Annotated in this window: 9 protein-coding genes; 2 read left to right on the forward strand and 7 right to left on the reverse strand. The window is 69.1% G+C overall.

Annotated elements, in window-relative coordinates:
- Positions 1 to 17: 17 nt before the first annotated feature.
- On the forward strand, positions 18 to 542 hold the full coding sequence (locus tag ABZT02_RS05615) for a TerD family protein (protein ID WP_356014494.1): 525 nt from the start codon (positions 18 to 20) through the stop codon (positions 540 to 542).
- Positions 543 to 546: 4 nt separating this feature from the next.
- On the opposite strand, the gene ABZT02_RS05620 is transcribed toward ABZT02_RS05615, so the two are convergent.
- The 3 genes from ABZT02_RS05620 to nrdR form a co-directional block, all read right to left on the reverse strand.
- On the reverse strand, positions 547 to 1,254 hold the full coding sequence (locus tag ABZT02_RS05620; RefSeq protein WP_356014495.1) for a DUF6215 domain-containing protein: 708 nt from the start codon (positions 1,252 to 1,254) through the stop codon (positions 547 to 549).
- 142 nt (positions 1,255 to 1,396) lie between these two features.
- Positions 1,397 to 4,306: a vitamin B12-dependent ribonucleotide reductase gene (locus ABZT02_RS05625; protein WP_356014497.1), complete on the reverse strand. Its 2,910-nt coding sequence runs from the start codon at positions 4,304 to 4,306 to the stop codon at positions 1,397 to 1,399.
- 162 nt (positions 4,307 to 4,468) lie between these two features.
- Positions 4,469 to 5,047, reverse strand: a complete 579-nt coding sequence (gene nrdR, locus ABZT02_RS05630) for a transcriptional regulator NrdR (RefSeq protein WP_356014499.1) — start codon at positions 5,045 to 5,047, stop codon at positions 4,469 to 4,471.
- A 562-nt stretch (positions 5,048 to 5,609) separates the two neighbouring features.
- On the opposite strand from nrdR, the gene lexA reads away from it, so the two are divergent.
- Complete coding sequence (gene lexA, locus ABZT02_RS05635; protein WP_356014500.1) at positions 5,610 to 6,389, forward strand: transcriptional repressor LexA; 780 nt, start codon at positions 5,610 to 5,612, stop codon at positions 6,387 to 6,389.
- Between the two features lie 142 nt (positions 6,390 to 6,531).
- Here lexA and ABZT02_RS05640 read toward each other — a convergent pair whose 3' ends face one another.
- The 4 genes from ABZT02_RS05640 to ABZT02_RS05655 all read right to left on the reverse strand — a co-directional run bounded on the left by ABZT02_RS05640 (position 6,532) and on the right by ABZT02_RS05655 (position 13,862).
- A complete protein-coding gene (locus tag ABZT02_RS05640; RefSeq protein WP_356014502.1) occupies positions 6,532 to 8,550 on the reverse strand; it encodes an ATP-dependent DNA helicase in 2,019 nt (672 codons plus the stop codon).
- Positions 8,551 to 8,862: 312 nt separating this feature from the next.
- A complete protein-coding gene (locus ABZT02_RS05645; RefSeq protein WP_356014504.1) occupies positions 8,863 to 9,711 on the reverse strand; it encodes a GNAT family N-acetyltransferase in 849 nt (282 codons plus the stop codon).
- Between the two features lie 39 nt (positions 9,712 to 9,750).
- Positions 9,751 to 11,607: an IucA/IucC family protein gene (locus ABZT02_RS05650; RefSeq protein ID WP_356014609.1), complete on the reverse strand. Its 1,857-nt coding sequence runs from the start codon at positions 11,605 to 11,607 to the stop codon at positions 9,751 to 9,753.
- A 725-nt stretch (positions 11,608 to 12,332) separates the two neighbouring features.
- Positions 12,333 to 13,862: a diaminobutyrate--2-oxoglutarate transaminase family protein gene (locus ABZT02_RS05655; RefSeq protein ID WP_356014611.1), complete on the reverse strand. Its 1,530-nt coding sequence runs from the start codon at positions 13,860 to 13,862 to the stop codon at positions 12,333 to 12,335.
- Positions 13,863 to 13,990 lie beyond the last annotated feature (128 nt).

Below are 13,990 nucleotides of genomic sequence, written 5' to 3' on the forward strand. Positions count from 1 at the left end.
GGGGAAGGGGAGATCCGGTGAGCGGCATCAACAAGGGGATCCGCAAGGTCGAGGTCGCGCTCAAGTGGGATCCGAGTCCGGCGGGGCAGCCGCCCACCGACCTGGACATCGTCGCAGCGACCTACGTGGCGGGCGATCCGTACGGCGATCCCGCCTATGTCGTGCACTTCGACAGCCGTTCCCCCGACGGCACCATCTATCTCAACCGGGACAGCAAGGACGGCAAGGGCTTCGGCTGGGACGAGGTCATGACCCTCGAACTCGACCGACTGGACGCCCGGTACACGCGCGTGGTCGTCGGCACCGTCATCCAGCAGCGCTCCGCGCACCGCACCTTCGTCGGTGTGATCAACCCGGCCCTGCGCATACGGGAGGGCTACACGGTCCTGACCGAGGACGACTTCGGCGGCGTCCTCGGCGCCACGGCCGCGAGGATCGCGGAGTTCGTACGCCAGGAAGACGGTTCCTGGGACTTCCACCCGGGGATCAGCGGCTTCGAGGACGACCCAGCGACGTTCACCCGGACCATGGGCCGGGCGTGACCTGTCAGCCGGCGGTCCAGCCCGGGACCGTCGGCAGCACCGTTTCGGCGATGCGGAACAACGCGAGGTCGTCGGGCGGGACGTCGTCCTGACGCCATATGGAGACCTCGTAGAAGCCGCCGCCGTCCTTGGTGTCCTTGGCGACCAGCAGGCTCCGGGCGATCCCGCCGGGGCCGGTGTCGACCTTGCCCCCGCCGAGGTTGAACGTGAGGGCGATGGTCCGGTCCGAGTAGAGGACCGCCGGATGCCCGCCTATGGTCCTTTTCTGCGCCGAACCCCCCAGGAAACCGGCCATCTCGGCCACCGGGATGTCGTCGTCGGACGTCGAGAGGTTCACGGTGTAGGTGGACAGCTGGACCTCCGCCTCGGGCGTGACCGTCTTGGTGCCGTCGGCCCAATTGCCCACGCTCTCGTTGCCGCTGGCGTTCATCGCGTACTCGGTCGGCGTGCCGAGCAGTGTCGGCAGGTCCGCACGGTTCAGCGCCGTGCACAACTGCCCGCCTGATACGGGCTTCGACGGCCGGGCGCCGTCCGATGTGTGGCACTCGGCCGGCTCGGGGTCGCTGGACTTCTGCTGAAAGGTCCCTGACAACGCGAGAGCAGCGAGCCCCCCGACCACCACCAGTGCAGCTATGGCCTGGCCCCACTCGTTCGGGCCCTTCTCAGGCTGCCCGACGCTCTCCGAGGCATCGGCAATCTGCTGCTCTGTCATGTTCCCCGTGTCCCCACCCTGCCGTTCGCGCCCGTCGTGCGCTGGGGGAGCCTAACGTGTGATCGTCTCGTGGAGAAACGGAAAAAGCCGAAGGCGGTGCAGTCGATGTCCGGCTGCACCGCCCTGGATGGTCTAACTCAGATCAGCTGCAACCGCTGGTCGAGCCGCAACCCTCGCAGATGTAGCAGGAACCGGCCCGCTGCATCTTCGTACCGCAGGAGAAGCACAGCGGGGCGTCCGCCTGGATGCCCAGCTGCATCTCCACCAACTCGGCGCTCGTGTGGGCCTGCTGCGGGGCAGGCTTGACCGCCTCGACCTCGGCCTTCGGCGTGGCGACCGCCTTCAGCTCCTGGGTGCGCGGCGCCGACTGGGCCAGCCCCTCGACGTCGACCTCCTCCTCGGTCGGCTCGTAGGAGCCGGTCTCGAGGTGGCGCTGACGCTCCTCGGCGGAGTGGATGCCGAGCGCGGACCGCGTCTCGAAGGGCAGGAAGTCGAGCGCAAGGCGGCGGAAGATGTAGTCGACGATCGACTGCGCCATCCGCACGTCCGGGTCGTCCGTCATGCCGGCCGGCTCGAAGCGCATGTTGGTGAACTTCGAGACGTACGTCTCCAGCGGCACGCCGTACTGGAGGCCCACCGAGACGGCGATGGAGAAGGCGTCCATCATGCCCGCGAGGGTGGAGCCCTGCTTGGACATCTTCAGGAAGACCTCACCGAGACCGTCGTCCGGGTAGGAGTTGGCGGTCATGTAGCCCTCGGCGCCGCCGACCGTGAAGGACGTCGTGATGCCGGGACGGCCCTTGGGAAGGCGCTTGCGGACCGGGCGGTACTCGATGACCTTCTCGACCGTCTCGCGGATGGTCGCCTCGGCCTTCTCCGTGACCGCGTCGGCCGCGGACTTCTCCTTCTCCTTGGTCTTGGCGGAGAGGGGCTGGCCGACCTTGCAGTTGTCACGGTAGATGGCGAGCGCCTTGACGCCCATCTTCCAGGCCTCGAAGTAGACCTCCTCGACGTCCTCGACGGTCGCCGACTCCGGCAGGTTGACCGTCTTGGAGAGCGCACCGGAGATCCAGGGCTGGATCGCGGCCATCATGCGGACATGGCCCATCGCGGAGATGGAGCGCTCGCCCATGGCGCAGTCGAACACCTCGTAGTGCTCGTGCTTGAGGCCGGGGGCGTCGATCACGTTGCCGTTCTCGGCGATGTGGGCGACGATCGCCTCGATCTGCTCCTCCTGGTAGCCCAGGCGGCGCAGGGCCTGCGGGACGGTGCCGTTGACGATCTGCATCGAGCCGCCGCCGACCAGCTTCTTGAACTTGACCAGGGCGAGGTCGGGCTCCAGGCCGGTGGTGTCGCAGGACATCGCCAGACCGATGGTGCCGGTCGGGGCGATGACGGACGCCTGGGCGTTACGGAAACCGTTCTTCTCGCCGAGGCGCAGCACGTCCTGCCAGGCCTCCGTGGCGGCGGCCCAGATCGGCGTGTCGAGGTCGTCCATGCGGACGGCCTTGCCGTTCTCGTCGGAGTGCTGCTTCATGACCCGCAGGTGCGGCTGCGCGTTGCGGGCATAACCGTCGTACGGGCCGACGACCGCGGCGAGTTCGGCGGAACGCTTGTACGAGGTACCGGTCATCAGGGAGGTGATGGAACCGGCGAGGGCGCGGCCGCCGTCGGAGTCGTAGGCGTGGCCGGTCGCCATCAGCAGGGCGCCGAGGTTGGCGTAGCCGATGCCGAGCTGGCGGAACGCGCGTGTGTTCTCGCCGATCTTCTGCGTCGGGAAGTCCGCGAAGCAGATGGAGATGTCCATCGCGGTGATGACGAGCTCGACGACCTTGGCGAAGCGCTCGACCTCGAAGGACTGGTTGCCCTTGCCGTCGTCCTTCAGGAACTTCATCAGGTTCAGCGAGGCGAGGTTGCAGGACGTGTTGTCCAGGTGCATGTACTCGCTGCAGGGGTTCGAGCCGTTGATACGGCCGGACTCCGGGCAGGTGTGCCAGCGGTTGATGGTGTCGTCGTACTGGATGCCCGGGTCGGCGCACGCCCAGGCGGCCTCGGCCATCTTGCGGAACAGGGTCTTGGCCTCGACCTCTTCGATGACCTCACCGGTCATACGGGACGTCAGACCGAACTTGCCGCCCGTCTCGACGGCCTTCATGAACGTGTCGTTCACGCGGACCGAGTTGTTGGCGTTCTGGTACTGGACGGACGTGATGTCGTCGCCGCCCAGGTCCATGTCGAAGCCCGCGTCACGCAGGGCGCGGATCTTCTCCTCTTCCTTCACCTTGGTCTCGATGAAGTCCTCGATGTCAGGGTGGTCGACGTCGAGGATGACCATCTTGGCGGCGCGACGCGTGGCGCCACCCGACTTGATCGTTCCGGCGGAGGCGTCGGCACCGCGCATGAAGGAGACGGGACCCGAGGCGTTGCCGCCCGAGGACAGCAGTTCCTTGGAGGAGCGGATGCGGGAGAGGTTCAGGCCGGCACCGGAGCCGCCCTTGAAGATCATGCCCTCTTCCTTGTACCAGTCGAGGATCGACTCCATGGAGTCGTCGACGGACAGGATGAAGCAGGCGGAGACCTGCTGCGGCTGGGGCGTGCCGACGTTGAACCACACAGGGCTGTTGAAGCTGAAGATCTGGTGCAGGAGGGCGTACGCCAGCTCGTGCTCGAAGATCTCCGCGTCTGCGGGCGACGCGAAGTACTTGTAGTCCTCGCCGGCCTTCCGGTACGTCTTCACGATGCGGTCGATGAGCTGCCTGAGGCTCACCTCGCGCTGGGGGGTGCCGACGGCACCGCGGAAGTACTTGCTGGTGACGATGTTGACCGCGTTCACCGACCAGAAGTCGGGGAACTCGACGCCACGCTGCTCGAAGTTGACCGAGCCGTCGCGCCAGTTGGTCATGACGACGTCACGAAGCGCCCATTCCACCTCGTCGTACGGGTGCACGCCGGGGGTGGTGTGGATGCGCTCGATGTGCAGGCCCTTGTTCGCAGCCGCCTTGGTGCCCTTGGCGCGGGAACTCCGTGCCGGACCGCTCGCCGTCTCTGTCATGCCGCCTCCCTGTACGGGCGTAAACGCCCTGAAGTGCCCCGTTGTTCCCGTGGCACGATGTTCTGTCTGGTATTGCGGGCACCCACTTGCTACCGCCCGCAACAGGTCCTGGTTCGCCGCCGTCCGGCCGATCCGGGGTGCTGGCCCGGTCCGGCCCGCCGATCAGTCGGCGGCGCGGGCGGGCTCGGGGACTTGAGCAGTCCCTCCGGGCCCGCGATCGTCTTCCTGGCTCCCCACGACGGCCTCGTCGCCGCCCACAGCCTCTCCACGGTCCTCGTCGTCCGCGGCGGGGGGTCCCGTGTCTTCCCTCAGTTCCGCGATCGCGGCATCGAAGTCCTCGAGCGAGTCGAACGCCCGGTAGACGGAGGCGAATCGCAGATATGCGACGAGATCGAGCTCCTGCAACGGGCCGAGTATGGCCAGCCCCACGTCATGGGTGGTCAACTCGGCGCTTCCGGTGGCCCGCACCGCCTCCTCGACCCGTTGGCCGAGCTGGGCGAGCGCGTCCTCGGTGACAGGCCGCCCCTGGCATGCCTTGCGCACACCGTTGATGACCTTGGTACGACTGAAAGGCTCGGTCACTCCGGACCGCTTGACCACCATCAGCGAGCACGTCTCCACTGTCGTGAAACGACGGGAGCAGTCCGGACACTGGCGGCGCCTGCGGATCGACGTGCCGTCATCGGTCGTACGACTGTCGACGACGCGGCTGTCGGGGTGCCTGCAGAAGGGGCAGTGCATGAACTCCCAACCCTCCTCACAGCAGACTCAATAGCCTCGCTGAGCCCCATGGCCCCTCGAAGCAGCCCCCAGCATAGGCGATCGCGGCGGGCGCGGAGACCCGGGGGACCACAACTTCTGGGCTGCTGTAGCAATCCAAGCACTACATGTAGGGATTGGCACGGCATACACGCCGCACACGCATGTCGCGCCCGTATTGGCATGTGCCATACGACCGTCCCGACGCCCGGCGAACACGAACGCACAGCCGTATCGCTGCGGCGCATGCGGAGATACCGTGAGCGCCACAAGGAGGGGACGTGGGATTCCCGCACAGATGGGAGCCGGTACCCGGCCGACGGGACACTGGATGGCAGACTGGGGCAACAACCCGCGAGGTAGCCGTCCGGCGGTGAAGAGTACAGCAATGGGCCCTTTTGTTCGGCAGGCGGCGCGTTAGCCATACACCCAGACACATGATCGCGTCAGGCGCTCCGCGATTTTTCACTCGAACGTGTGTTTGGCGCAACCTTTCGAAAGCAACTACCGTTGTCCAGCAGGGAGACCATCGAGAGGGGCCGACGTGACCACGACCGCAGACAGTGCCACCATCACTGCCCAGGACCGTTCCCAGGGCCGACTCGAGCCGGTGCATGCGATGAACGAAGCCGTGAATCCCGAGGGACAGAAGCGCTCCCTGCCGGGGCGGCCTCCAGGCATCCGTGCAGACAGCTCGGGACTCACCGACCGGCAGCGACGGGTGATCGAGGTCATCAGGGACTCTGTGCAGCGGCGCGGCTACCCGCCGTCCATGCGGGAGATCGGCCAGGCGGTCGGCCTGTCCAGCACCTCGTCCGTCGCACATCAGTTGATGGCACTGGAGCGCAAGGGCTTCCTGCGCCGTGACCCGCACCGCCCGCGTGCGTACGAGGTGCGCGGCTCGGACCAGGGGGCCTCGGTACAGCCCACGGACACCGCGGGCAAGCCGGCCGCGTCGTACGTCCCGCTGGTGGGCCGGATCGCCGCCGGTGGCCCGATCCTCGCCGAGGAATCCGTCGAGGACGTGTTCCCCCTCCCCCGTCAGCTCGTCGGCGACGGTGAGCTGTTCGTCCTGAAGGTCGTCGGCGACTCGATGATCGAGGCCGCGATCTGTGACGGCGACTGGGTCACCGTGCGCCGCCAGCCCGTCGCCGAGAACGGCGACATCGTGGCCGCGATGCTCGACGGCGAGGCTACCGTCAAGCGCTTCAAGCGCGAGGACGGCCATGTCTGGCTCCTCCCCCACAACTCCGCGTACGAGCCGATCCCGGGCGACGACGCGACCATCCTCGGCAAGGTAGTTGCGGTTCTGCGGCGCGTCTGAGCACCGCGGCCGGCCTCGCCGACCCGACCGGGCCCCGGAACCTCTGCGCCGGTTCCGGGGCCCTGCGCTGTCCGGCGCCGGTGACGGATCGCTGCGCATCGCGCATGTTGGTCTGACCCGGCGCCGGGTCAGACCAACATGCTCACCCGAGCTCCGCCTGGGCTTTCTCAGCTTCGGCGGCGAGCTCCGCCGCTTCCGTGGCCTTCGCCGCGGCGTCGATCGCCGCCAGAGACTTCCGCACCTGATTACGGTCCGTGGTGTACCAGAAGTCGGGCAGTGACGCCTTGAGATAGCTGCCGTACCGCGCCGTGGCCAGCCGCTGGTCCAGTACGGCGACCACGCCACGGTCTCCCGAGGCCCGCACGAGGCGGCCGGCGCCCTGGGCCATGAGCAGGGCGGCGTGCGTGGCCGCGACCGCCATGAAGCCGTTGCCGCCCGCGTCCTCCACCGCCTTCTGGCGGGCGCTCATCAAGGGGTCGTCGGGGCGCGGGAACGGAATCTTGTCCATGACGACCAGCTGGCAGCTGGGGCCGGGCACGTCGACGCCCTGCCAGAGCGACAGCGTGCCGAAGAGGCAGGTCTTCGGGTCTGCCGCGAAGTTCTTGATCAGTTCGCCGAGGGTCTCCTCGCCCTGGAGGAGAATCGGGAACTCAGGGATACGGGATCGCAGTTCCTCGGCGGCCAGCTGGGCCGCTCTCATGGAGGAGAAGAGCCCCAGGGTACGGCCGCCGGCCGCCTGGATGAGCTCCGTCAATTCGTCGAGCATGTCCACCCGGTCACCGTCGCGCGCGGGGCGCGAGAGGTGCTTGGCGACGTAGAGGATGCCCTGCCGGGGGTAGTCGAAGGGCGAACCGACGTCGAGGCCCTTCCACTTCGGCAGGTCCTCGCCCTCGGTTCCTTCCGGAGCGAGCCCCAGGGACGCTCCTACGCCGTTGAAGTCGCCGCCCAGCTTCAGGGTCGCCGAGGTCAGGACCACGGAGCGGTCCGCGAACAGCTTCTCCCTCAGCAGGCCGGACACCGACATGGGGGCCACGCGCAGGGACGCGCCGAAGCGATCGTGGCGCTCGTACCAGACGACATCCCACTCCGAGCCGTTCGTGATCCGCTCTGCCACGTCATGGACCGACTCCACGTAGGCAAGCGCTTGTTTGCGCACCGCGTCCTCGTCCTGGACCGACTTGTCGCGCGTCGCTCCGATCGCGGAGATGACCGTACGAGCGGCGTCGCGCAGGGCCATCAGCGCGTAGCCGAGGTCCTCCGGGATCTCCTCCAACCGGCCGGGCAAGGCAAGCTCCATCAGGCGCTCGAAGCCCTCGGCTGCGGTCTGGAGCTGGTCGGCCGCCTTTTCGTTGACGAGCTTCGCGGCTCGGCGCACCGCACGGTTGACCTGGCCGGGGGTTAGCTCACCGGTGGCGACGCCGGTGACCCGGGAGACCAGCTCGTGCGCCTCGTCGACGATGAGCACTTCGTGCTGCGGGAGGACGGGAGCGCCTTCGATGGCGTCGATCGCGAGCAGCGCGTGGTTGGTGACGACGACCTCGGCGAGCTTGGCGCGCTCGCGGGCCATCTCGGCGAAGCACTCGGCGCCGTAGGCGCACTTCGTCGCGCCCAGGCACTCCCGAGAGGACACGGAGATCTGCGCCCAGGCGCGGTCGGAGACACCCGGCGTGAGGTCGTCGCGGTCACCGGTCTCGGTGTCCTGCGACCAGTCCCGCAACCGCAGCAGATCCTGGCCCAGCTTGCTGGTGGGTGCGGCGGCCTCGAACTGGTCGAAGAGGCCCTCTTCCTCGTCCTGCGGGACGCCTTCGTGGAGGCGGTGCAGACACAGATAGTTCGACCGGCCCTTGAGCATCGCGAACTCCGGGCGGCGGCGCAGCAGCGGGTGCAGTGCCTCGACCGTGCGCGGCAGGTCGCGCTCGACGAGCTGTCTCTGCAAGGCCAGGGTGGCCGTCGCGACGACGACCCGCTCCCCGTGCGCGAGCGCGGGCACGAGATAACCCAGCGACTTTCCGGTACCGGTGCCGGCCTGCACCAGCAGGTGGGAACCGTCGTCGATCGCGCCCGCGACGGATTCGGCCATGGTCACCTGGCCGGGGCGCTCCGTGCCGCCGACGGCAGTGACGGCAGCATGCAGGAGTTCGGGGAGTGAGGGCTTCGTCATAGCGCGACCACCCTACGGCCCGGCACTGACAAAGGGGTGATCAAGGCGGGGACGAGGGGCGGGATCAAGGCCGGGAGCTCCTCGGAGATGTAGCGGTTGGAGGCCGGGTCGGCTCGACTCGGCTCGACTTCGGCCGGGTCTGGCCCGGTCGGGGACCGGCTTCGCTCCGACGACGGCCGGAATTGGCCGAGGCGTCGGGGGGCGGTGGAGCGGAACTCGCGTGATTCCAAGCCATCGAAAAAAGTCTTGCGGCGGGTGGGAACCGACTCGGCACGAGCGGTGTACCAGAAGTGATTGCGAGATGACGCACTGCTACAGCAAACCTCGCAGGGACCGGTCTCGGATCATGAGGGCCGCCCGCTTGGCGGGCAGGTCCACCTCGGCGGAGAAGCGGAATCCTGCGCTCAGAAAGGCGGTGACGGACGGGATGTTGCGAAGGTCGGGTTCCGCGATGACGCGGGCACAGGCGGGTCGCTTGTCGAGGGCGAGATCGGCGACGGCTCTGAGAAGTGTGCTGCCGAGACCTCGCCCCCGATCGGCGACAGCGCCGATGAGGAGATGGATACCGGTGTCATGCGGTCTGGCCGGATAGTGGCGGGCCAGCGGATCCAGGTCCGCCCGGTAAATCTCCCAGTAGCTCATCGGGGTGCCCTCCAGCACCCCCAGGCAGGGAACGCTGCGTCCGTCGTCGGCCAGCTGGGACCGCAGGTGGTCCTCCGTCACCTTCTGGGGCCCGGCCAGCTCCCAGAACGCGGCCACCGCGGGGTCGTTCATCCAGCGGCAGACGAGGGGGAGGTCCCGCTCGACGCGTACGGGCACGAGCTGGAACACGCCCGCCGGAGTCGTGATCGGTCCCCAGTCGGCGACGCCGTCGAGCAGGTCGTAGCGGGCCTGGGACAGTGAGGCGGGCGGTTCTGTGCTGTCGTCCCTGCTCCGTTGCCCATGCCCGGCTCCGGCATCGGTGGCGTCTGCGTCGGGCCGCTCCGTCTCGAAGAGTGCGAGGAGTTCGTCCGGCAGGCGCAGGTCCAGGGTGTCCTCGTGGTCGGTGCTCCGGTCGGCGCCACGGACGGTGCCGTCCTCACCCGGGGCGGGACAGGCTCCAGTGCCGACGTCGGGCACGGGGGCGGAAACGGCGTCGGCAGTCGCGTCGGCGGGAGACACGCAGGCGCTCCTCTCAGGAGAAGGGGTGGGTCATGTTCCTCAGGAGTGAAGGGGGTTGGCGATGGTGACGTAGACGGACTGGGTGTCGACCGGGCCGACGAGTTCGTCCAGGCCGTGCACGCGGGTCAGCAGGTTGGCCTTGCAGCGCAGGACAGGTGAGTCGAGCAGGCACCCGGGCAGCGTGGAGCGCAGTCGGGTGGGTCCGGAGGCCACGCCGGCGAGGAACCGGCGGAAGGCGGCGAGCAGCAACCGTTCGTCGGCCAGGCGCTGGGAGCCGAACGCACCGATGAGTCCGAGGACGTTGTTGATCGCGAGGTAGTAGGCGAAACGCTCGTCAGTGACTTGGTCGGAGACGAAGGTGTCACTGTGGGCGCCGATGCCGGGCAGCCGGCCATCCAGTTCCGCCCGCCGGGACTCACGGAAGTAGTAGCCCTGGTTGTCGCGGTAACGGCCGCCGGCGGGCCAGCCGTCTTCGTCCAGCAGGACCAGAGTGTTCTGCTGGTGTGCCTCCAGCGCGATTCCTGCCTCGCCGTCGAGCCACAGCACCGGGCGGACGACGTGTTCCAGGTAGCGCAGGAACCACTCGGCGGCGACGGCGCCTCGGGGGCGCCCGGTGCGGGCAGCGAGCCGGTTGACGATCACGGCCAGCCGGGACCGCCAGCCCGGGCGGTCCGTCTCCAGGCGGTCCGTCACCGGGCAGTCCACCTCCGGGCGGTTGCACCTGTCCGGGACGTCCCTGTCCGGACGGTCCTCGGTGGTGCCGGCTCGGGCGTGAGGGCGTGGTGAGACTAGTCCGGCGATACAGGAGACGTCGTGCGAGGTGCTGAACGGGTTGTGCCGGATCACCACGTCGATTCCGGGGACAGGATCGCCGTCGGGCCCGTCGATGGCCAGCCATGCCGGGTCACGCACGATGTCGAACGCCGGGTGGGCCGCCTGCCACTCCCTGGACAGACCGCTGCGCAGAAGCCGGTGCACCTCGACACCACGGTGGAGTTCCTTGCGGAGGTTCTCGCGGCGGGAGTTGGTGATGCGCAGGCCCAGGGAGAGCTTGAGCATGGCGGATGCGCCGGAGCGATGAACGGTGCGTACGGAGGAGGTGGGGTACCAAGGGGAGCCGTGGGCGCCCAGGTCCTGGAGCAGTCCGGTATCGAAGAGGGGGGCAGTCTGGGGGCGGTTCCGGACCTCGCGGAGTTGCCAGGGGTGCAGCGGCAGGGCTGTGCGTCCGTCGGGCAGCGGCAGGTCGGGGCCGGCCAGGCGCTGCGTGAGCTGGGCGGCGGCGACGGGACGGCCGCGTTCGGTCCAGGCCGAGTCGGTGGCGAGGAGGGAGGGATCGACGGCGAGCCAGTGCAGGGGGAAGGAGCCGCGCAATTCGGGTGAGTACAAGGCTGCTTCGGCTTCGGAGAGACCTTCGCGGCTCTTGGGGGCCGGGTGCAGAGGATGGCCGAGGACGAGCGACTGTTCGGCGGTGAGGAAGAGGTCGGGGCCGTCGTCGGGGTCCTTGCGGCGCTCGCGGACGAAGGTGGCGGTGCGGCGGACGGAGTCGGCCACACGGGCCACGAGTTCGGCACCGCCTGCGCAAGCGGGGATTTTTGCGGCCGGCGACTCACGGGTGAGCAGTGCCGCGACGGTGACCGCGTCGACCGGCGGGGCTTGTTCGGGGGCGTCGGCGAGACGGGGGAGGCCGAAGCGGTGCCAGCCCGTCGGGGACCAGTAGTGGACGGGGACGAGGAGGGATGTCCCACTCGCGGTGAGGGGGATGCGGAGGGTGCCGCCCGCGGGCGCGGGCAGATCGGTCTCGCGGACCCAGCAACGCAGCAGATTCTCCACGGTCGCGGCTTCGGCCGCAGTGTGTGGGTCGGGATGGCTGAGGGGGTCGGTGGCAGCACCGCGCAAGCGTTCCCGTTCGGGCGGACCGCTCTGCGAAGGGGTGCGGGCGGGGCGGGAGCGGCGCTGCGGGGAGGGCGATGTGTCGGAGTGGTTGCGCGGGTGCGTGGGGATGGGGTCGTGGGGGGTGGGGGTGGTGTTCACGTTCCGTGTTCCTAGGGGGTGGTGCTGCCTCGGAGAGGCTGCTGTCTCGTGGGTGGTGGATCGAAGTTGTTGTGCCGGTACCGGTGCCTGTGCCGGTGCCTGTGCCGGGGCGGGTTGGTGGAGTCGCGTGGAGGTGAGTGGTGTTCGCAAGGGAACCGGTGAGCAATCGACGTGATCGCCAGGGCTGTTCGGAGTTGCCGGTGAGCAGGACACGGCTCGGCCTGAGGCGTGAGGGGTGGCGGCGGCTGCGGGGCGGGGCCGGACCCCGGCTTCTGTCCTCGCCCCGATTCCGCCCCGGGTCTCGGCCTCGGCTCCAGCTCCGGCCACAACCCGGTTCCGGCCCTCGACCCCGACCCCAGCTCCAATTCCGGCTCCGGCTCCGAGTGCCAAAGTCCCAGCGGCTTCGGAACGGGCGGTCACTCCGGCCGAGGGCGGGGCTGCGACCCCAGGCCCTTGTGCCACTCCAACCGAAACACCGGCTCCTGCCGCTCCATCCGCGTCAGCCAACACACCAGGTGCTGCCGTCCAACCACCGCCACCCGACCCGCCGGCTTCTGCCGCTCCATCGGCTCCCACTGTCACCTCGGCAGCTACCCAGCTCCCTCGCCCCCGCTCCCGCCCCGCCGTCGATGCTGTTGCTGGTGCCTCCCGCCACCGGGGCCATGGCTGCGGGCGACCGCTGCCACGGCGTCGGCGAGTCTGTCGAGGACGGCGGTCACCTGTTCGTCGGTGATCGTCAGGGGCGGGAGCAGGCGGACGACGCTCGCGTGACGGCCACCGAGCTCGACGATCAGGCCGCGCCGGAGGCACTCCCGCTGGACGGCGGTGGCGAGTTCCGGGGAGGCAGGGCGAGGAGACGGGACGGCACCAGGCGTCACCGCGGCGCTCGCACCACCAGCATTACTTGGCCCATCCGTGCACAACCCAGCGGACCTATCAGCGTCGTTGGCCCCACCGGCCCTCCCCTCCCCCGCCCTCTCACCCTCCGCCTCCACCATCTCAACCCCGATCATCAACCCCCGCCCTCGCACATCACCGATCACGGGAAACTCCCGGGCCAGCGACCGAAGTTGGTTCAGCATCCGTGCCCCCAGGGTTGCCGCGCGCGCTGTGAGGTCGTTCTCGCGGACGTAGGCCATGGTGGCCGTGCCCGCGGCCATGGCGAGTTGGTTGCCGCGGAAGGTGCCGGCGTGCGCGCCGGGTTCCCAGACGTCGAGGTCGTCGCGGTAGACGATGACGGCGAGAGGCAGGCTGCCGCCGATGGCCTTGGAGAGGACCATCACGTCGGGGGTGATGCCGCTGTGCTCCACGGCCCAGAAGGCGCCGGTGCGGCCGACCCCCGTCTGGACCTCGTCGGCGATGAGCGGGATCGAGCGGTCGGCCGTGATCTGGCGCATGCGCCGCATCCACTCGTCCGGGGCCGGAAGGACCCCGCCCTCGCCCTGGACGGGTTCGAGGATCATCCCGGCGGGCAGCGGCACCCCGGATTTGGGGTCGTCGAGGATGGATTGTGTCCAGCGGGCGGCGAGTTCGGCGCCGTGCGGACCACCGACCCCGAAGGGGCAGCGGTAGTCCTGTGGATAGGGCAGCCGGGCGACCCGTACGTCGAGTGCGTCACCGGACGCTTCGAGCGCGCCGGAGGTCATGCCGTGGTAGGCCCCGGCGAAGGCGAGCATGCCGTTGCGGCCGGTCGCGGCGCGTACGAGCTTGAAGGCGGCCTCCACCGCGTCGGTGCCGGCCGGGCCGCAGAACTGCACGCGTGCGTGGTCGGCGAGCCCGGGAGGGAGGGTGCGGAACAGTTCGGTGGTGAAGGCGTCCTTGACGGGGGTCGCGAGGTCGAGGACGTGAAGGGGGGCGCCCGAGTCGAGGACCTTGCGGATGGCGTCCAGGACGACGGGGTGGTTGTGTCCGAGGGCCAGAGTGCCTGCGCCCGAGAGGCAGTCGAGGTAGCGGCGGCCGTCGGCGCCCTCGATGGTCAGGCCACGTGCGCGTACAGGGACGATCGGAAGGGCGCGCGCGTAGGTGCGCGCCGCCGACTCGCGGGCCGACTGGCGTCGCAGGATTCCCTCGTGCGCGGAGCGGGCCGCCGACGGTTCCTCGACGGCGGGGTGCCCCGCCATGACCTCGCCGGGTGCGGTCTCGGTCACGGCCATGGTTCTCCCGTCGTCGCGCTGTGCAGGGGCAAGCGGTTCCTTCGCGGACTCGCCCGCTCCGAAATACGGAGCCCCGGGATCCTTCGCTCGACATC

The organism is Streptomyces sp. NPDC005402 (assembly GCF_040606575.1).
In the GTDB taxonomy this organism is placed as follows: domain Bacteria; phylum Actinomycetota; class Actinomycetes; order Streptomycetales; family Streptomycetaceae; genus Streptomyces.